At 75.6% G+C, this 21949-nt stretch carries 1 protein-coding gene and 2 pseudogenes; all 3 read left to right on the top strand.

What is annotated here, in order from left to right; all coding sequences use genetic code 11:
* The first annotated feature begins 30 nt into the window (after nt 1-30).
* On the top strand, nt 31-10158 hold the full coding sequence (locus RMN57_RS33080) for a type I polyketide synthase (protein WP_313766969.1): 10128 nt from the start codon (nt 31-33) through the stop codon (nt 10156-10158).
* A gap of 97 nt (nt 10159-10255) precedes the next feature.
* Nucleotides 10256-15391, top strand: a pseudogene (locus tag RMN57_RS33075) (SDR family NAD(P)-dependent oxidoreductase); the annotation flags it as partial.
* Nucleotides 15392-15454: 63 nt separating this feature from the next.
* Nucleotides 15455-21937: pseudogene (locus tag RMN57_RS33070) on the top strand (SDR family NAD(P)-dependent oxidoreductase); the annotation flags it as partial.
* Between the last annotated feature and the right edge of the window lie 12 nt (nt 21938-21949).

The following is a 21949-nucleotide window of genomic DNA, read 5'->3' as shown; positions in this document are numbered from 1 at the left end:
TCTCAACGGCTCGGAGTTTCGGAGTTCTCGATGACCACCAGTGAAGAAGTCGTCAAGGCGCTGCGGGCCTCCCTCAAGGAGGCCGAGGTGCTGCGGCAGCAGAACCGCAAGCTGACCGCCGCGGCCTCCGAGCCGATCGCCATCGTCGGCATGGCCTGCCGCTACCCCGGAGGCGTCAAGTCCCCCGAGGACCTCTGGCAGTTGGTCGCCGACGGCCGGGACGCGATCTCCGCCTTCCCGGAGGACCGCGGCTGGGACGTGGAGTCGCTGTTCGACCCCGATCCGGAGGCGGTCGGCAAGACCTACACCCGGGCCGGCGGGTTCCTGCACGAGGCCCCGCTGTTCGACCCCGACTTCTTCGGGATCAGCCCGCGCGAGGCCATGGCCATGCACCCGCAGCAGCGGCTGCTGCTGGAGACCTCCTGGGAGGCCTTCGAGCAGGCCGGCATCGACCCGGCGTCGGTGCGCGGCACGCGAACCGGGGTCTTCGCCGGAGTGATGCACCAGGACTACGCCGCGCGGCTGCGCCAGGCGCCCGAGGACCTTGAGGGCTACCTCATGACGGGCAGCCTCGGCAGCGTGGTGTCGGGCCGGGTGGCCTACACGCTGGGCCTGGAGGGGCCGGCCGTCACGGTCGACACGGCGTGCTCGTCGTCGCTGGTCGCCCTGCACCTGGCAGCACAGGCGCTGCGGAACGGCGAGTGCACGATGGCGCTCGTCGGCGGCGTCACCGTGATGACCGGGCCGGGCGGGTTCGTCGAGTTCAGCCGCCAGCGCGCGCTCTCTCCGGACGGCCGCTGCCGGGCGTTCGCCGCCGCGGCGGACGGGACCGGCTGGGCGGAGGGCGTGGGCATCCTGCTGGTGGAGCGCCTCTCGGACGCCCAGCGCAACGGGCACCGGGTGCTGGCGGTGGTCCGCGGCTCGGCGATCAACCAGGACGGGAGCAGCAGCGGCTTCTCCGCGCCGAACGGTCCGGCCCAACAGCGGGCGATCCGCGACGCGTTGAAGAACGCCCGGCTGACGGCCGCGGAGGTGGACGCGGTCGAGGCGCACGGCACGGGCACCAAGCTCGGGGACCCGATCGAGGCCCAGGCCCTGCTCGCCACCTACGGCCAGGACCGCTCGGCCGAACAGCCGCTCTGGCTGGGGTCGTTGAAGTCCAACATCGGGCACGCCCAGGCGGCGGCCGGCGTCGGCGGCGTGATCAAGATGGTCATGGCGATGCGCAACGGCGTGCTGCCGCGGACCCTGCACGTCGACGAGCCGACCACACACGTGGACTGGTCGGCCGGGGCCGTCTCGCTGCTCACCGAGGCGCAGGAGTGGCCGGCCGGCGAGCGCGCCCGGCGGGCCGCCGTCTCCTCGTTCGGGATCAGTGGGACGAACGCGCATGTGATCCTGGAGGAGGCGCCGGAGGAGCCGCACCGGGAGACGGCCGAGAGCAACTCGCCGTCGTCGGTCGTGCCGTGGGTGCTCTCCGCCCGGGACGAACGCGCCCTGCGCGCCCAGGCCGGACAGCTCGCCACCTTCCTGCAGGACCACCCCGACACCGACCTGCGGGCCGTCGGCCACACCCTGCTCACCGGACGCGCCGCCCTCGACCACCGCGCCGTCGCCCTCGGCCAGAACCACGACGAACTCCTCACCACCCTGACCGCGCTCGCCGACGGCACCGCCCCCATCGGCCACGGCACCCACGACCGGCCCGTCTTCGTCTTCCCCGGCCAGGGCTCCCAATGGATCGGCATGGGCGCCGAACTCCTCGACACCTCCCCGGTGTTCGCCCAGTGGATCGCCAACTGCGAAGCAGCACTCGCCCCACACGTCGACTGGTCACTGACCGACGTCCTGCGCGGCAACGACGACCTCACCCGCGTCGACGTCATCCAGCCCGCCCTGTTCGCCGTCATGGTCTCCCTCGCCGAACTCTGGCGCTCCCTCGGGATCGAGCCCGCCGCCGTCATCGGCCACTCCCAAGGCGAGATCGCCGCCGCCACCGTCGCCGGAGCCCTCTCGTTGGAGGACGGCGCACGCGTCGCCGCCCTACGCAGCCAGGCCATCCTCGCCATCAGCGGACACGGCGGCATGGCCTCCCTCCCCCTCAGCGCTGAGGACGCCACCGCCCTCCTCGCCCGCTGGGACGGCCGACTCACCGTCGCCGCCCACAACGGCCCCACCACCACCGTCATCGCCGGCGACCGCGACGCCCTCGACGAACTCCTCAACCACTGCGAACAGCAGCAGATCCGCGCCCGCCGCATCGACGTCGACTACGCCTCCCACTCCCCCCACGTCGAAGCCATCCAAGCCGACCTGGCCACCCAGCTCGCCGGTCTGACGCCTCAGGCAGCGTCCGTCCCGTTCTACTCCACGGTCACGGGCGGTCTGATCGACACCCGCCAGCTGGACGCGGCTTACTGGTACACCAACCTCCGCCAGACCGTCCGCTTCACCGACGCCACCCACGCCGCCCACACCAACGGCCACACCACCTACATCGAGGCCAGCCCCCACCCCGTCCTCACCCCCGCCATCGAAGAAACCCTCGACACGGAAACCGTCATCGTCACCGGCACCCTCCGCCGCAACGAAGACACCTGGACCCGCCTCCTCACCTCCGCCACCCACCTCCACAACCACGGCCACCCCCTCAACTGGACCCCCTTCCTCCACCCCGCCACCCACCCCGACCTCCCCACCTACCCCTTCCAGCACCAGCACCTGTGGATCGAGGACGCCGCCCCGGCCGGCTCGGGCCAGGCCGAGGCCACCGCGGTGGACGCGGGCTTCTGGGAGGCCGTCGCGGAGCAGGACGCCGCCGCCCTGGCCGCGACGCTGGAGGTCGAGGACGAGGAGCAGCGCCGGTCGCTGACCACCCTGCTGCCCGCGCTCTCCGCCTGGCACCGACAGAGCCTCGACCGTTCCGTGGTGGACGACTGGCGGTACCGGATCGCCTGGAAGCCGGTCGCCGGGCACACCGCGTCGGCCCTCACCGGTACCTGGCTGGTCGTCGTGCCGGCCGGCCACGCCGAGGCCGCGTGGGTCGCCGACGCCACCCGCATGCTCGGCGTTCGCGGCGCGCGGACCGTTCTGCTGGAGGTCGCCGACGCGGACGCGGACCGCGAGGTCCTGGCCACGCGGCTGCGCGAGCTGCTCGCCGACGACGAGTCCGACCGCGCCGGCGTACTGTCCTTCCTCGGGCTGGACGACCGCCGGTGCCCCGGGAAGCGGACGGTGACGGTCGGCCTCTCGCTGACGCTGACGCTCGTCCAGGCGCTGGCCGACCTCGGCGTCCGGGCGCCGCTGTGGTGTGCGACCCACGGCGCCGTGTCCGCCGGGCCGTCCGACGCGCCGGCCGACCCCGTGCAGGCCCAGCTGTGGGGCCTCGGCCGGGTCGTCGCGCTGGAGCAGTCGCAGCTCTGGGGCGGTCTGGTCGACCTGCCGGAGCAGCCCGACGAGCGCTCGCTCGGCCAGTTGGTCCGGGTGCTGGCAGGGGCGTCCGACGAGGACCAGATCGCGGTGCGGCCGGCCGGGCTGTTCGCCCGGCGGATGGTGCACGCGCCGCTCGGGGAGACCAGGCCGGTCCGACGGTGGCGCCCGCGCGGCACGGTGCTGGTCACCGGCGGTACCGGGAGCCTCGGCCCCCGGCTCGCGCGCTGGCTGGCCGACAACGGCGCCGAGCACCTCGTCCTGGCCAGCCGCTCCGGCCCGAACGCGCCGGGTGCGACGGACCTGGCCGCCGAGCTGACCGCGCAGGGCGTGGCCGTCACCCTGGCCGCGTGCGACATCGCGGACCGCGAGGCGGTGTCCGCGCTGCTCGACGGGCTGCGGGCGGACGGCCACACGGTGCGGGCGGTCCTGCACACGGCCGCGTTCATCGAGCTGACGTCCGTGGCCGACACCGGGCTGGAGAGCCTCGACCAGGTGCTGGCCGCCAAGGTGGACGGTGCCCGGCACCTCGCCGACCTGCTCGACCCGGAGGCGCTGGACGCCTTCGTGCTCTTCTCCTCGATCGCCGGTTTCTGGGGCAGTGGGGACCACGCCGCGTACGCGGCCGCCAACGCGGCGCTGGACGCGCTGGCCGAACAGGGCCGCGCGGACGGTCTGCCGATGGTGTCGGTGGCCTGGGGCGTCTGGGAGGACGCCGTCAACACCTGGAAGAACCTCGGCGACCTGGACGTCGAGCGGACCCGTCAGCGCGTGCGCGGGCAGGGTCTCCCGCTGATGCGTCCCGAGGCGGCGATCGCCGCCCTCCAGCAGGCTCTGGACCAGGACGACACCTTCGTCGCGGTCGCCGAGATCGACTGGGACCGCTTCGTCCCCCTGTTCACCGCCCTGCGCCCGAGCCCGCTGCTGGCCGAACTCCCCGAGGCCCGCGCGGTGCTGGCATCCTCGGCCGAGGCGGAGGCCAACACGTCGGGCGCCGGCTCCGAACTCCGGCGCTCCCTGGCCGACCTCTCCGAGCCGGAGCAGCTCCGGGTGCTCGTGGACCTGGTCACCACCCACGCCGTCGCGGTGCTGGGGCGGCGCGACCAGGACGCCGTCCGTCCCGAACGCGCCTTCAAGGAGCTCGGCTTCGAGTCCCTGACCGCGGTCGAGCTGCGGAACCGGTTGGCATCCGCGACCGGCCTGCGCCTGCCGGCGACCCTGGTCTTCGACTATCCGACACCTGCCGCCATCGCCGCCCAACTGCGGCGCGAAGTGCTGGAGTTGGGCGCAGTCGAGGAGGCAGTCACCGCCGCTCCGACCGGATCGGCCGGCGCGGCGGACGACGAGGCGATCGCGATCGTCGGCATGGCCTGCCGGTTCCCGGGCGGCGTCACGACCCCCGAGGCGCTCTGGCAGCTGCTCGTCACGGACGGCGACGTGGTTTCCGGCCTGCCCACCGACCGTGGCTGGGACCTGGACGCGGTCTCCGGCCAGCAGGGCGGTTTCCTCCAGGACGTCGACCGGTTCGACCCCGCGTTCTTCGGGATCAGCCCGCGCGAGGCCCTGGCGATGGACCCGCAGCAGCGGCTGCTCCTGGAGACCTCCTGGGAGGCCTTCGAGCGCGCCGGCATCGACATCACCACGCTGCGCGGCAGCCGCACCGGTGCCTTCGTCGGTGCGATGCAGCACGGCTACGGCGTCAGCTCGGCCGAGGCGCCGGCCGCCATCGAGGACTACGTCATCACCGGCAGCGTCACCAGCGTCATCTCGGGCCGACTGGCCTACGCCTTCGGGCTGGAGGGCCCGGCGATCACCGTCGACACGGCGTGCTCGTCCTCGCTCGTCGCCCTGCACCTGGCCGGCCGGGCCCTGCGCAACGGCGAGTGCTCGATGGCGATCGCGGGCGGCGCGGTCGTGATGCCGACGCCCGACTCATTCATCGGCTTCAGCCGGATGGGCGCACTGTCCCAGAGCGGCCGTTGCCAGGCGTTCTCCGACTCCGCGGACGGCTTCGGCCTCGCCGAGGGCGCCGGGGTCGTGCTGCTGGAGCGGCTGTCGGACGCCCGGCGCAACGGACACCCGGTCCTCGCGGTGGTGCGCGGCTCGGCGATCAACCAGGACGGCGCCAGCAACGGTCTCGCCGCGCCGAACGGGCCCTCGCAGCAGCGGGTGATCCGGGCGGCGCTGGCGGACGCCCGGCTGACGGCCGCGGAGGTGGACGCCGTCGAGGCGCACGGAACGGGCACCCGGCTCGGGGACCCGATCGAGGCCCAGGCCCTGCTGGCCACCTACGGGCAGGGCCGATCGGAAGAACGGCCGCTCTGGCTCGGCTCGGTGAAGTCCAACATCGGCCACACCCAGGCCGCGGCGGGCGTCGCCGGCGTCATCAAGATGGTGCTCGCGCTCCGGAACGGCGTCCTGCCGCGCACCCTGCACGTCGACGAGCCGACCACGCACGTGGACTGGGCCTCCGGCGCCGTCTCGGTGCTCACCGACGCGCAGGAGTGGCCGCAGGCGGACGGGCGTCCGCGCCGAGCGGGCGTGTCGGCCTTCGGGATCAGCGGGACCAACGCGCACCTCATCCTGGAGGAGGCGCCGGAGGAGCCGCACCGGGAGACGGCCGAGAGCAACTCGCCGTCGTCGGTGGTGCCGTGGGTGCTCTCCGCGCGGGACGAACGCGCCCTGCGCGCCCAGGCCGGACAGCTCGCCACCTTCCTGCAGGACCACCCCGACACCGACCTGCGGGCCGTCGGCCACACCCTGCTCACCGGACGTGCCGCCCTCGACCACCGCGCCGTCGCCCTCGGCCAGAACCACGACGAACTCCTCACCACCCTGACCGCGCTCGCCGACGGCACCGCCCCCATCGGCCACGGCACCCACGACCGGCCCGTCTTCGTCTTCCCCGGCCAGGGCTCCCAATGGATCGGCATGGGCGCCGAACTCCTCGACACCTCCCCGGTGTTCGCCCAGTGGATCGCCAACTGCGAAGCAGCGCTCGCCCCACACGTCGACTGGTCGCTCACGGAGGTGCTGCGCGGCAAGGACGAGCTGACCAGGGTGGATGTCGTGCAGCCCGCCCTGTTCGCCGTCATGGTCTCCCTCGCCGAACTCTGGCGCTCCCTCGGGATCGAGCCCGCCGCCGTCATCGGCCACTCCCAGGGCGAGATCGCCGCCGCCACCGTCGCCGGAGCCCTCTCGTTGGAGGACGGCGCACGCATCGCCGCCCTACGCAGCCAGGCCATCCTCGCCATCAGCGGACACGGCGGCATGGCCTCCCTCCCCCTCAGCGCTGAGGACGCCACCGCCCTCCTCAAGCAGTGGGACGGCCGACTCACCGTCGCCGCCCACAACGGCCCCACCACCACCGTCATCGCCGGCGACCGCGACGCCCTCGACGAACTCCTCAACCACTGCGAACAGCAGCAGATCCGCGCCCGCCGCATCGACGTCGACTACGCCTCCCACTCCCCCCACGTCGAAGCCATCCAGACCCAACTCGCCCAGAAGCTGACCGGCATCGCACCGCGCGAAGCCACCGTCCCGTTCTACTCCACGGTCACGGGCGGTCTGATCAACACCCGCCAGCTGGACGCGGCTTACTGGTACACCAACCTCCGCCAGACCGTCCGCTTCACCGACGCCACCCACGCCGCCCACACCAACGGCCACACCACCTACATCGAGGCCAGCCCCCACCCCGTCCTCACCCCCGCCATCGAAGAAACCCTCGACACGGAAACCGTCATCGTCACCGGCACCCTCCGCCGCAACGAAGACACCTGGACCCGCCTCCTCACCTCCGCCACCCACCTCCACAACCACGGCCACCCCCTCAACTGGACCCCCTTCCTCCACCCCGCCACCCACCCCGACCTCCCCACCTACCCCTTCCAGCGCGAGCGCTTCTGGCTCACTCCGCCCGCAGCCGCCAACCCGCGCACCGCCGGGCTCGACGCCGGAGAGCACCCGATGCTCGCCGCGGCCGTCCCGCTGCCCGAGGACGAGGGCGTGATCCTCACCGGCCGGCTCTCGGTCGCCACCCACCCCTGGCTGGCCGACCACGCCGTCTGGGACACCGTCCTCGCCTCCGGCACCTCGCTCGTCGAACTCGCCCTGCATGCCGGCCGCCGGCTCGGCTGCGACCGTCTGGAGGAGCTGACCCTCCAGGTGCCCCTCGTCCTGCCCGAGCAGCAGGCGGTCCGGGTCCAGGTGCGCGTCGGTGCGTCGGACGGCGCGGGCCGCCGGCCCCTCACCATCCACTCCGCTCCCGACACCGCCGAGGCCACCACCGCCTGGACCTGCCACGCGATCGGCACCGCCGCCCCGGCCGGGCCCGCCTCCGGGTGGGCCACCGGCGCCGTGTGGCCGCCGGCCGGCGCCGTGCCGGTCACCCTCGACGGCCTCTACGAGCGGCTGGCCGATGACGGTCTCGGGTACGGGCCGGCGTTCCGCGGGCTGCGCGCCGCCTGGCGCCTCGGCGAGGAGGTCTACGGCGAGGTCCGGCTGCCGCAGGAGCAGTTCGCCGACGCCGGCCGGTTCGGCCTTCACCCCGCGCTGCTGGACGCGGCCCTGCACACCACGCTGGTCGACGGCGCGGAGCGGGTGCGGCTGCCGTTCGCGTGGACCGATGTCGCCCTGCACGCCACCGGCGCCACCGCGCTGCGGGTCCGGCTGACGCCGACCGGGCCGGACGAGATGTCGCTGGCGGTCGCCGACCAGACCGGCCTGCCGGTGGCCACGGTCGAGTCGCTCGCCGTCCGGCCGCTCTCCCCGGCGCAGCTCGGCTCGGCCGTCCAGCGCGCCGCCGCCGACTCGCTCTTCGAGGTGGCGTGGGCCGAGCTGCCCGGCCGCCCCGCCGCCCGCGCCGTCCACCACGCCGTACTCGGCGGCCCCGACGCGCTCACCGGAATCGCGGGAACCGCCCACCCCGACCTCGCCGCCCTCGCCGACGCGGTCGGCGCCGGGGCGCCGGTGCCCGAGGCCGTCGTGGTCCCGTGGATGCCGGAGCCCGACGCGGACACCGTGTCGGCGGACGCCGCCCGGCAGGCGGTGGAGCGGGCGCTGTCGCTGCTGCAGGCCTGGACGGCCGACGACCGGTTCGCCGCCTCCCGCCTGGTGCTGGTGACCCGCGGGGCCGTCGACGCCGACGACCGGGGCGGCTCGCCGGATCTCGCCGCGGCCGCCGTGTGGGGCGCGGTGCGCTCCGCGCAGGCCGAGCACCCGGACCGGCTGGTCCTGGTGGACCTCGACTGCGCCGTGTCCGACGCCTCCGGCACGCTGCCGCTCCTGCTGGACGGCGCCGAGCCGCAGTACGCGGTCCGTGCCGGCCGGGTGTTCGTGCCCCGGCTGGCACGGCTGCGCCCCGCCGACGGCCCGTCCGTCGCCCCCGCGCCGGACCCGGAGGGCACGGTCCTGATCACCGGCGGGACGGGCACGCTGGGCGCGCTGGTCGCCCGGCACCTGGTCGAGGCGCGCGGCGTCCGGCACCTGGTGCTGCTCAGCCGGCAGGGCCGGCAGGCCCGTGGAGCCGCCGAACTCGTCCGCTCGCTGGCCGAGTCGGGTGCCGAGGTGACGGTCGCCGCGTGTGACGCGGCCGACCGGGAGGCCCTGGCCGCGGTGCTCGCCGCCGTCCCCGTCGAGCACCCGTTGACCGGGGTGGTGCACGCGGCCGGGGTGCTGGACGACGGCACGCTCGCCACGATCACGCCCGAGCGGCTGGCCGCCGTCCTGCGGCCGAAGGCGGACGCCGCGTGGAACCTGCACGAGCTGACCCGGGACGCCAAGCCGGCGCTGTTCGTACTGTTCTCGGCGGCGGGCGGGCTGCTGGGCAACGCCGGCCAGGCCAACTACGCCGCCGCCAACGCCTACCTGGACGCCCTGGCCGCGCACCGCCGCGCACTGGGTCTGCCCGGGGTGTCGATGGCGTGGGGCCTGTGGTCCGCGGTCAGCGCGATGACCGGCGGCCTGAGCGAGGCGGACCGGGCGCGGATGAAGCGCTCCGGTGTGCTGCCGATGTCCACCTCGGAGGGCCTGGCGCTGTTCGACGCGGCACTCGCCCAGGAGCGGCCGCTGGTGCTGCCGGTCCGGCTGGACCTGCCCGCGCTGCGCGGCGGTGAGCCGGCGGGACGGTCTCCGCTGCTGCGCGCCCTGCTCGGCGCGGCGCCCCGGCGCGCGGCGCAGGCCGACGCGCCGGCCGAGGCCGGTGCCAGGCTGTCGCTCGCCGGGCTCTCGGCCGCCGAACAGTCGCATGCGCTGGTCGAGTTGGTGCGGGCCCAGGTGGCCGCGGTGCTCGGCCACGCCTCGCCGCAGGAGGTCGGCAGCGGGCGCGGCTTCCTGGAGTCCGGGTTCGACTCGCTGCGCGCGGTCGAGCTGCGGAACCGGCTGAACGCGGCCACCGGCCTGCGGCTGCCGGCGACGCTGGTCTTCGACCACCCGACGCCGGTCGCCGTCGCCGAGCACCTCGGTGAGCTGCTGCGGCAGCTGTCGCGGCCGGCCGAGGAGCCGGAGCTGCTCGACCTCGACAGCCTGGAGGCCGGTCTGCGCGACCTCGCCACCGGGGATCCGCGGCGCGAGCGGCTCGCCGCCCGGCTGCGCGGGCTGGTGGCCCAGCTGGACGCCGGCGGCGCCGCCGACCCCGTCGAACCCGCCGACGACGAGGACGAGTTCGGCGACGCGACGCTCGACGAGCTGCTCGACATCGTCGACGGCGAACTGCGGAACTCGTGAACCTGCCCACCCGGCCCCGTCGTCGGAGCCCGCGTTGAACAGAGAGGCGCACAGCGCAATGACGAGCGACGAGAAGGTCCTCGACACCCTCAAGCGGCTGACCATCGACCTGCGCCGGACGCGCCGGCGGCTGCAGGAGGTCGAGGAGGCGGCCCGCGAGCCGATCGCGATCGTCGGCATGGCGTGCCGCTTCCCCGGCGGGGTCGCCTCCCCCGAGGACCTCTGGCGGCTGGTGGCCGAGGAGCGGGACGTGATCTCCCCGTTCCCGGCCGACCGCGGCTGGGGCGAGGGCCTCTACGACCCGGACCCGGCCCGGCACGGCTCGGTGTACGTCCGCGAGGGCGGGTTCCTGTACGACGCCGCCGAGTTCGACCCGGCGTTCTTCGGCATGAGCGCCCGGGAGGCGCTGGCCACCGACCCGCAGCAGCGGCTGCTGCTCGAAACGGCCTGGGAGGCCTTCGAGCGGGCCGGGATCGACCCGGCGTCGGTGCGCGGCACCCGGACCGGCGTCTTCGCCGGGGTGATCTACCAGGACTACGCCTCGCGACTGCGCCGGGTGCCGGGCGAGTTCGAGGGCTACGTCGGCAACGGCAGCACCGGCAGCGTCGCCTCCGGCCGGGTCGCGTACACCTTCGGCCTGGAGGGCCCGGCCGTCACGCTGGACACCGCGTGCTCCTCGTCGCTGGTGGCGCTGCACCAGGCCGCGCAGGCGCTGCGGAACGGCGACTGCTCGCTGGCGCTGGCCGGCGGGGTGACCGTGATGGCCTCGCCGATGGCGCTGGTCGAGTTCAGCCGGCAGCGCGGCCTGGCCACCGACGCGCGGTGCAAGGCCTTCGCGGCCGGGGCCGACGGCACGGGCCTCGGCGAGGGCGTCGGGATGCTGCTGCTGGAGCGGCTGTCGGACGCCCGGCGCAACGGGCGCCGGGTGCTCGCGGTGATCCGGGGCAGCGCGGTCAACCAGGACGGCGCCAGCAGCGGGCTGACGGCGCCGAGCGGGCCCGCCCAGCAGCGGGTGATCCGGCAGGCGCTGGAGCACGCAGGCCTGACCGCCCGCGAGGTGGACGCGGTGGAGGCGCACGGCACCGGGACGACGCTCGGCGATCCGATCGAGGCACAGGCGCTGCTCGCCACCTACGGCCAGGACCGGTCCGGCGAGGAGCCGCTGTACCTCGGCTCGGTGAAGTCCAACATCGGCCACGCGCAGGCGGCGGCCGGTGTGGCGGGCGTGATCAAGACCGTGATGGCGATCCGGCACGGCGTGCTGCCGCGCACCCTCCACTTCGACGAGCCCAATCCGCACGTGGACTGGTCGGCGGGCGCGGTGTCGCCGTTGACCGGGGCCCGGGAGTGGCCGGCCACCGGGCGGCCGCGCCGGGCCGGCGTGTCGTCCTTCGGGGTCAGCGGGACCAACGCGCACCTCATCCTGGAGCAGGCCACCGAGGAGACCGCCGCCGAGGAAGCCGCCGCCGACCTCCCGGTGCAGGAGGCCGGGCCGCGGCCCGCCGCCGGGGCGTCCGTGCCGTGGGTGCTCTCCGGCCGGACCGGAGCCGCGCTGCGCGCGCAGGCCGCGCGGCTGCTGGACCACTTGGCCGCGCATCCCGAGCAGACGGCGGCCGAGGTCGGTGCGGCACTGGCGCGCCACCGGGCGGCCTTCGAGCACCGGGCCGTGCTGCTGGGCGCAAACCTCGGCGAGCTGCGGGCGGGCCTGGCGGCGCTGGCCGCGGGCGAGGCCCGGTCCGGCCTGGTCACGGGCGTCGCCCGGGACGACGGCCCGGTGGTGTTCGTCCTGCCGGATTCGCCGCTGGAGCGTCCGGACCGGGTGGTGCAGCTACTGGACACCACACCGCTGTTCGCCGCGCGGCTCGCCGAGTGCGACGCCGCGCTGCGCGAGGTCGCCGGCTGGTCCGCGACGGACGTGCTGCGCGGCGCCGCGGGCGCGCCCGATCCGGCGCGTCCCGAGGTCGGCCGGGCGGTGGCGTGGGCGGTGCTGGTGGCCCTCGCCGGGCTCTGGGCGGAGCACGGGGTGGACCCGGCCGCCGTGGTGGCACCGGGTGCCGGCACGGTGGCCGGTGCCTGCGTCGCGGGGGCGCTGTCCCTGGTGGACGGTGCGCGCGCGGCGGTCTCCGGCGAGGCGGCCACCCTGACGGAGAGCCGGATTCCGCTGCTCACCGACGCCGTGGACGCCTCCCTGCGCACGCTGCTGGAGCGCGGGCACAGCCGTTTCGTCGTCCTCGGCACCGACCGGGCCGAACGGATCACCGCCGTCGTCGGGCCCGACGTCCGGGTGATCGCCGCCGCGGACGGGTTCCTCCCCGCGCTGGCCGACCTGCACGTCCACGGCGCGGCGGTCCGCTTCTCGGCGGGGTTCCCGGTCGCCGGGCTCCGCCCGGTGGACCTGCCGACCTACGCCTTCCAGCGCCGGCGGTACTGGCTGGAGGACGGACCGGCCGACCCCGACGTGACCGCCGCCGGCCTCACGGCCGCAGGCCACCCGCTGCTCCGGGCCCTGGTCGAACTGCCGGACGACGGCGGGCTGTTGTTCACCGGCCGGCTCTCCCCGCGCGAGCTGCCCTGGCTCGCCGACCACACCGTGCAGGGCCGGGTGCTGCTGCCCGGCACCGCCGTGGTCGAGCTGGTCCGCGAGGCCGGCGCGCAGACGGGCTGCCCGCAGCTGGGCGAGCTGACCCTGCACGCCCCGCTGGAGCTGCCCGGACCCGAGGCCGCCGCGGAGGCCGGCGTCCGGATCCGGCTGACCGTCGACGCCGCGGACGGCTCAGGTCACCGCGCGGTGGAGCTGTCCTCGCGCCCGGCCGTTCCCGAGGACGCCGCCTGGACCCGGCACGCCACCGGCACGCTGACGCCCGACGCGCCGGCCGTCTCGTCCGACCTGGTCGCGTGGCCGCCGGCCGGCGCCGAGCCGGTCGGCCTGGACGGCTGCTACCGCCGCTTCGCCGACCTCGGCATCGACTACGGCCCGGCCTTCCGCGGGCTGCGCGCGCTCTGGCGGCGCGGCGAGGAGGTGTTCGCCGAGGTGGCGCTGGCGGAGGAGGACCGGGCCGATGCCGGCCGCTACGGCCTCCACCCGGCGCTGCTGGACGCCGCCCTGCAGGCCTACGCGGCCGGGGCGGAGCAGGCGGACGGGCCGACGCCGGTGCCGTTCGCCTGGCACGGCGTCTCGGTCCGGGCCGCCGGCGCGACGGCCCTGCGGGTGCGGCTCGCCCCGGCCGGCCCGGACGCGGTGACCGTCGAGGCCGCCGACCCGGCGGGCGTGCCGGTGGCCACGGTGGCGAGCCTGCGCTCCCGCCGGCTGCCCGGGGCCGCCGCCGGCTCCGGCGCCCTGTGGCGCGTCCGCTGGGCGCCGGTGTCGCCGGCCCCGCACCCGGCCGCCGTGCGGACGGCGGTGGTGGGCACCGGACTGCCGGACGCCTCGCCGGAGCGCCACCCCGACCTCGCCGCGCTGGCCGCCGCCGGCACCCCCGTGCCGGACGTGGTCCTCGTGCCGCTCGCTCCGACGGGCGGCGACGTGCCGACCGCCGTCCACGCCGCCACGGCGGACGCGCTCCGGCTGGTCCGCACCTGGCTGGCCGAGCCGCGGTTCGCGGCCGCGCGACTGGTCGTGGTGACGAACGGCGCCCAGTCCACCGGCGCCGGCGACCCCGCCCCCGACCTCGCGGCGGCGGCCGTCTGGGGCCTGCTCCGGTCCGCCCAGTCCGAACACCCCCGGCGCTTCGGCCTGCTGGACCTCGACGGGGCGACGCCCACCGCGGCCGAGCTGGCGGCGGCACTCGCCTCCGACGAGCCCCAGCTGGCGCTCCGCCGGACCGGTCTGCTGGCACCGCGGCTGGCGGAGGCCGAGCCGGTCGCCGGCGGCGGCACCGCCGCCTTCGACCCGGACGGCACCGTCCTGGTCACCGGCGGCACCGGCACCCTGGGCGGCCTGCTCGCCCGGCACCTGGTCGAGCGCGGCGCCCGGCACCTCCTGCTGGCGGGCCGCCGGGGCGAGAAGACGCCGGGCGTGGCCGGGCTGGTGGCGGAACTAGCCGAGCGGGGGGCCGAGATCACCGTCGCCGCCTGCGACACCGCCGACCGGGAGGCCCTGGCCGCCCTGCTGCGGTCGGTCCCCGCGGCCCACCCGCTGCGGGCGGTCGTGCACGCGGCCGGCGTGGCCGACGACGGCCTGCTCACCACGCTCACGCCCGAGCGGCTTGCCGCCGTCCTGCAGCCGAAGGTCGACGCGGCCTGGCACCTGCACGAGCTGACCCGCGACGCCGGGCTCGACGCCTTCGTGCTGTTCTCCTCCGCCTCGGGCACCTTCGGCACCGCCGGACAGGCCAACTACGCGGCCGCCAACGCCTTCCTCGACGCGCTCGCGCAGCGGCGCCACGCCGAGGGCCTGCCCGGTCTTTCCCTGGCCTGGGGGCTGTGGGCGGAGCGCAGCAAGCTGACGGAGGGTCTGGACCCCCTCAGCATGGGCCGGTTGGCCAGGGACGGCGTCGGCGCGCTTTCGACGCCGGAGGCACTTGATCTCTTCGACACCGCCCGTATCATGATCAATGAGTCGGTGCTCGTCCCCGTTCGACTGGACCTCGCGGTACTGCGGGGCCGGTCCGACCAGGGACAAGTTCCCTCGCTGCTGCGGGAGTCGGCCACGGCGCCGGTGCCCACGGCGGCGGTGTCGGCGCCCGCGCCGGGGCCGGACCACGAGCAGGAGCAGGACCGGACGACCGGCTTCGCGCAGCGCCTGCGGGCGATGCCGGAGGCCGACCGCCGGCGCGCCCTGCTCGACCTGGTGCGCACCCACGCGGCGGTCGTGCTGGCCGAGTCCACGCCCGAGTCCATCGACCCGGGCCAGGGCTTCGTCGACCTGGGCTTCGACTCGCTCGCCAACCTCGAACTCCAGGAACGGCTGCAGGACGCCACCGGCCTCCAGCTGCCCAGCACCTTGGTGTTCGACTACCCCACCGCAGAGGTGCTGGCCGACCACCTCTGCGCCGAGTTCGACACCGGGGAGACCGCGGCGGTGGGCCCCGCGCTCGCCGAACTCGACCGACTGGAGCAGTTCCTGACGCCCTACACCGACGACGACCAGGCCCGGACGGCGATCACCCACCGGCTGAAGGACCTCCTCGCCCGCTGGGGGGACGACGGCCGGGACGGCACCGACCGGCCCAACCTCGCCTCGGCCACCGACGACGAACTCTTCGACGTACTCGACCAGTTGCGCGCCCGCTGAGGCGAAGGACCAGGTCGACACCCGCACCGGCTTTAGGAGCAGGCTCAAGTGGCACAAGAAGACAAGCTTCGCGAGCACCTCCGGTGGGCTGCCGCCGAGCTCGGCGAGGCTCGCCGCAGGGTGGCCGAACTGGAGGCGGCCGACCGCGACCCGATCGCGATCGTCGGAATGAGCTGCCGGTACCCGGGCGGGGTGCGGACGCCGGAGGACCTGTGGGACCTGGTGGCCGCCGGGCGGGACGCCGTCGGCGAACCGCCCGCCGGGCGCGGCTGGCGGGTGGAGGACTTCTACGACCCCGACGCCCTGCGCCCCGGCACGTCCTACGTGTGCGAGGGCGGCTTCCTCGACGACGCGGACCGGTTCGACCCCGCGTTCTTCGGCATCAGCCCGCGCGAGGCCGTGGCGATGGACCCGCAGCAGCGGCTGCTGCTGGAGACCGCGTGGGAGGCCTTCGAGCAGGCGGGCATCCGGCCGGCGACCGTGCGCGGGGCCCGGGTCGGCGTGTTCACCGGGCTGATGTACCACGACTACGGCACCCGCCTCGGCCCGGTGGACGAGTCGGTCGCGGGCTTCCTGGGGAGCGGGACGGCGGGCAGCGTCGCCTCCGGCCGGATCGCCTACGTCCTCGGCCTGGAGGGGCCGGCGGTGACGGTGGACACGGCGTGCTCCTCGTCGCTGGTCGCCCTGCACCTGGCGGCACAGGCGATCCGTCGCGGCGACTGCACGATGGCGCTGGCCGGCGGCGTCACGGTGATGGCCACCCCGAGCACCTTCGTCGAGTTCAGCCGCCAGGGCGGCCTCGCCCGGGACGGGCGCTGCAAGTCCTTCGCCGCCGCCGCCGACGGGACGGCGTGGGGCGAGGGCGCCGGAATGCTGCTGGTCGAGCGCCTGTCGGACGCCGAGCGCAACGGGCACCGGGTGCTGGCGGTCCTGCGCGGGTCGTCGGTCAACCAGGACGGCGCGAGCAGCAACCTCTCCGCGCCCAACGGGCCCTCGCAGCAGCGGGTGATCCGCCAGGCCCTCGCCGAGGCCGAACTCTCGCCCGACCTGATCGACGCCGTCGAGGCGCACGGCACGGGCACCAAGCTCGGCGACCCGATCGAGGCCCAGGCCCTGCTGGCCACCTACGGGCAGGAGCGGCCGGCCGAACGGCCGCTCTGGCTGGGGTCGTTGAAGTCCAACCTCGGCCACACCCAGGCCGCGGCCGGGGTCGGCGGCGTGATCAAGATGGTCATGGCGATGCGCAACGGCGTGCTGCCGCGGACCCTGCACGTCGACGAGCCGACGCCGCACGTGGACTGGACCGCCGGGGCGGTCGCGCTGCTCACCGAGGCGCAGGAGTGGCCGCAGACCGGGCGCCCGCGGCGGGCGGCCGTGTCCTCGTTCGGCGTGAGCGGGACCAATGCGCACGTGGTCCTGGAGCAGGCACCGGAGGTGCCGGCGGCCGACCCGGGCACAGCGGACGGCGGCGTGCTGCCGTGGGTGCTGTCGGCGCGGGACGAGCGGGCGTTGCGTGAGCAGGCCGGGCAGCTGCGGGCGGCCGTCGAGGCCCACCCGGAGTGGGAACCGGCCGCAGTGGCCGGGGCGTTGGTGTCGGGCCGGTCGGTGTTCGAGCAGCGGGCCGTGGTGATCGGAGAGAACCGCGCCGAGCTGCTGAACGGCCTGACCGCCCTCGCCGACGGCACCGCCGCCCCCGGCGTCGTCCATGGCAGCGGCACCTTCGACCGGCCCGTCTTCGTCTTCCCCGGCCAGGGCTCCCAGTGGATCGGCATGGGCGCCGAACTCCTCGACACCTCCCCGGTGTTCGCCCAGTGGATCGCCAACTGCGAAGCAGCACTCGCCCCACACGTCGACTGGTCGCTCACGGAGGTGCTGCGCGGCAAGGACGAGCTGACCAGGGTGGATGTCGTGCAGCCCGCCCTGTTCGCCGTCATGGTCTCCCTCGCCGAACTCTGGCGCTCCCTCGGGATCGAGCCCGCCGCCGTCATCGGCCACTCCCAGGGCGAGATCGCCGCCGCCACCGTCGCCGGAGCACTCTCGTTGGAGGACGGCGCACGCGTCGCCGCCCTACGCAGCCAGGCCATCCTCGCCATCAGCGGCCGCGGCGGCATGGCCTCCCTCCCGCTGTCCCAGGACGACGCGGCCGAGCTGCTCAAGCAGTGGGACGGACGTCTCACCGTCGCCGCCCACAACGGCCCCACCGCCACGGTCGTCGCCGGCGACCGCGACGCCCTCGACGAACTCCTCAACCACTGCGAACAGCAGCAGATCCGCGCCCGCCGCATCGACGTCGACTACGCCTCCCACTCCCCCCACGTCGAAGCCATCCAGACCCAACTCGCCCAGAAGCTGACCGGCATCGCACCGCGCGAAGCCACCGTCCCCTTCTACTCCACGGTCACCGGCGGTCTGATCGACACCACGACCCTCGACGCCGACTACTGGTACACCAACCTCCGCCAGACCGTCCGCTTCACCGACGCCACCCACGCCGCCCACACCGACGGCCACCACGCCTTCATCGAGGCCAGCCCCCACCCCGTCCTCACCACGTCCGTGCAGGACGTCACCGAGGACGCCGGCCGGCAGGCGCTGGTCACCGGTTCGCTGCGCCGTGACGAGGGCGGCCTCCGCCGGCTGCTCACCTCCCTCGCCGAGGCCCACGTCCACGGCGCCACCGTCACGTGGCCGACCACGGAGCCCCTCCCCACCGCCCAGCTCGACCTGCCCACCTACCCCTTCCAGCGCGAACGCTTCTGGCTGGACGCCCCGGCCGTGGCCGGAGACGTCACCGCCGCCGGCCTCACCCCCGCCGAACACCCCCTGCTCAGCGCACTGCTCCCCCTCGCCGACGGCGACGAGATCATCCTCACCGGCCAGATCTCCCTCACCACCCACCCCTGGCTCGCCGACCACGCCGTCTTCGGTACCGTCCTCCTGCCCGGCACCGCGCTCGTCGAGCTCGCCCTCCGGGCCGGTGACCACGCCGGCTGCGACGTCCTCGACGAGCTGACGCTCCAGGCACCGCTCCTGCTCCCCGACGAGGGCACCCTCCAGCTCCAGCTCCGGATCGGCCCGCCGGAGGAGGACGGCCGCCGCGCCTTCTCGCTGCACTCCCGCCCCGACCGCCCCGATGCCCCCTGGTCCCGGCACGCCACCGGCGTGCTGGCCGTCGGCGCCGAGCGCCCGGCCTGGGACCTCGCCGTCTGGCCGCCGGCTGGCGCGGTGCCGGTGGACGTCGCCGGGCTCTACCCCCGGCTGGCCGAGGACGGCCTCGGCTACGGTCCGGCGTTCCAGGGGCTGTGCGCGCTCTGGCGTCGGGGCGACGACCTGTTCGCCGAGGTGCGGTTGCCGGCCGAGCAGCACGAGGACGCCGCGCGCTTCGGCCTGCACCCCGCGCTGCTGGACGCGGCCCTGCACGCGACCGCCGCCGCCTCGCCCGGCGAGGTGCGGCTGCCGTTCTCGTGGAGCGGTGTCGCCCTGCACGCCACGGGTGCGACTGCGCTGCGCGTGCGGGTCTCCCCGGCCGGTGCGGACGGGATCGCCCTCCAGGTGGCCGACGCGTCCGGCGCCCCGGTGGCCGGGGTGGCGACGCTGGCGAGCCGCCCGGTGGACCGGGAGCGGCTGCAGGCGGCGCGCGAGGACGGCGCGGACCCGCTGCTGCGGGTGGAGTGGACGGAGCTCCCGGCCCCCGCCGAGGCGGCCGCCGGGCGCTGGGTCCTGCTCGGCACCGACCGGCTGGGCCTGACCGAGGGCCTGCGGATCGGCGGCCACCCCGACCTGGCCGCTCTGGCCGAGGCCGTCGCTGCGGGTGCGACCGTTCCCGACGCCGTGCTGGTCACGTGCACCGGCGCCGAGTCGCCGGACGTCCCCTCCGCCGTCCGCGACCTCACCGCCGACACTCTGACGCTGCTTCAGCAGTGGTTGTCTGCCGAGCATTTCAGCACCTCCCGGCTGGTCGTCCTGACCTCGGGCGCCGTCCCGGCCGGCAGCGGCGAGGGCGTGCGCGACCTGGTCGCCGCTCCGCTCTGGGGCCTGCTGCGCTCCGCCCAGACCGAGCACCCGGGCCGTTTCGTCCTGATCGACCTCGACGACCGGCACTCCCCCGCCCCGCAGGACGCGCTCGCCGCCGCCCTCGCCACCGACGAGCCGCAACTCGCGCTCCGTGACGGCAGGTTGTATGCCCCTCGGCTGGTCCGCGGCGCCACCGGCCGGCTGCTGGAGCCGCCGGCGGACGGCGCCGGCTGGCGGCTGGACACCACCGCCAAGGGCACCCTGGAGAACCTCGCCCTGATCCCGTACCCCGCGGCCGGCGCGCCGCTCGGCCCGGGTCAGGTCCGGGTGGCCGTACGCGCCGCCGGGATGAACTTCCGCGACGTGCTGCTCGGCCTGGGCATGGTCGACCAGGACGTGATGGGCGGCGAGGCGGCCGGCGTCGTCCTGGAGACCGCCCCCGACGTGACCGGGTTCGCCCCGGGCGACCGCGTGATGGGCATGGTGCCCGGCTCGTTCGGGCCGGTCGCCGTGGTCGACCACCGGCTGCTCGTCCCGCTGCCCGCGCACTGGACGTTCACCGAGGGCGCCTCGGTGCCGATCGCCTTCCTCACCGCCTACTACGGCCTGGTGGACCTCGCCCGGCTCGCCCCCGGCGAGTCGGTGCTGATCCACTCGGCGACCGGCGGCGTGGGCATGGCCGCGATCCAACTCGCCCGCCACCTGGGCGCCGAGGTGTTCACCACGGCGAGCCCGGCCAAGTGGGACACCCTGCGCTCACTGGGTGTCCCGGAGGACCGGATCGCCTCCTCCCGCGACCTCGACTTCGAGCAGCGGATCCGCGCCGCCACCGGCGGCCGGGGCGTGGACGTGGTCCTGAACTCGCTCGCCAACGAGTTCGTCGACGCATCGCTGCGGCTGCTCGCGGACGGCGGCCGGTTCGCCGAGATGGGCAAGACCGACATCCGCGACGCGGCCGAGGTCACCGCCGCCCACCCCGGCACCTCCTACCTCTGGTTCGACCTGATCGAGGCCGGCTACGACCGGATCGGCCGGATGACGGCCGAGCTGATGCCGCTGTTCGAGCGCGGCACGCTCCACCCGATCCCCGCCCGCACCTGGGACGTGCGGCGCGCACCGGACGCGTTCCGCTTCATGAGCCAGGCCCGCCACACCGGCAAGGTGGTGCTCACGATGCCTTCCGGGCCGGACCCGGACGGCACCGTGCTGGTCACCGGCGGCACGGGCGTGCTGGGCGGCCTGGTCGCCCGCCGCCTGGTCGCCGAGCACGGCGTGCGGCACCTGCTGCTGCTCGGCCGGCGCGGCCCGGAGGCTGCGGGCGCGGCCGAGCTGACCGCCGAACTCACCGCCCTGGGCGCCCGGGTGACGGTCACCGCCTGCGACACGGCCGACCGCGACGCCCTGGCACGGGTGCTCGCCGCCGTCCCGGCCGAGCACCCGCTCACCGGCGTCGTCCACGCCGCCGGCGTGCTGGACGACGCGGTGATCGCCTCGCTGACCCCCGCCCAGGTGGCGGCGGTGCTCCGCCCGAAGGTGGACGCCGCCTGGCACCTGCACGAGCTGACCCGGGACGCCGACCTCGGCTCCTTCGTCCTCTTCTCCTCCTCGGCCGCCGTCCTGGGCGGCCCCGGCCAGGGCAACTACGCGGCGGCCAACGCCTTCCTCGACGGCCTCGCCCAGCACCGCCGCGCCGCGGGGCTGCCCGGCCTGTCGATCGCCTGGGGCCTGTGGGAGCAGGCCAGCGGGATGACCGGCCACCTCGACGACGCCGACCTGACCCGGCTGCGCCGCTCCGGCGTCCGCCCGCTCTCCGACGCCGACGGCCTGGCGATGTTCGACTCGGCCCTGGACGCCGACGAGGCCCTGCTGGTGGCCATGAGGCTCGACGTCGCGACCGCCCGCACCGCCCTCCAGTCCTCGTCGGTGCCGCCGCTGCTGCGCCGGCTGATCGGCTCGCCGGCCCGCCGCGCGGTGGCGGTCGCCGAGCCCGGCGGAGCGGACGCGCCGGCCCGCCGGCTGGCCGCCCTGCCCGAGGCCGAACGGGCGCGCGCCCTGCTGGAGTTGGTGCGCACCAACGCGGCCGTCGTACTCGGTCACGCCACCGACGACGCGATCCGGCCGGACCTCGCGTTCAAGCAGCTCGGCTTCGACTCGCTGACCGCCGTCGAGCTGCGCAACCGGCTGGGCGCCGCCACCGGGCTCCGGCTCCCGGCGACGCTGGTCTTCGACCACCCGCGGCCGGACGCACTGGCCGCGTACCTGCTCGCCGAACTGGCCCCGGCCGCACCGGCCGAGCCGGACGGCCCGGCGGGTGCGGCCGGTGCGGCCGCCTCCGACGGCGAGGTCAGCCGGCTCCTGGCCACCATCGCGCCGGCCCGGCTGCGCGCCGCCGGCCTGCTCGACGCGCTGCTCGCCCTGGCCGGCGCGGCGCCCGAGGAGCCGCCGGCCGAGGCGGACGACCAACTGGACGAGATCGACGCCATGGACGCCGACGACCTGATCGGCCTGGCCCTCGGCACCACTGACCTCTGATCGCGCTCGGAC

The organism is Kitasatospora sp. CM 4170, from assembly GCF_032110285.1.
Taxonomy (GTDB): Bacteria; Actinomycetota; Actinomycetes; order Streptomycetales; family Streptomycetaceae; genus Kitasatospora; species Kitasatospora aburaviensis.
The sequence above is the reverse complement of the archived record's forward strand: the minus strand, read 5'-3'. Positions and strand labels throughout refer to the sequence as shown.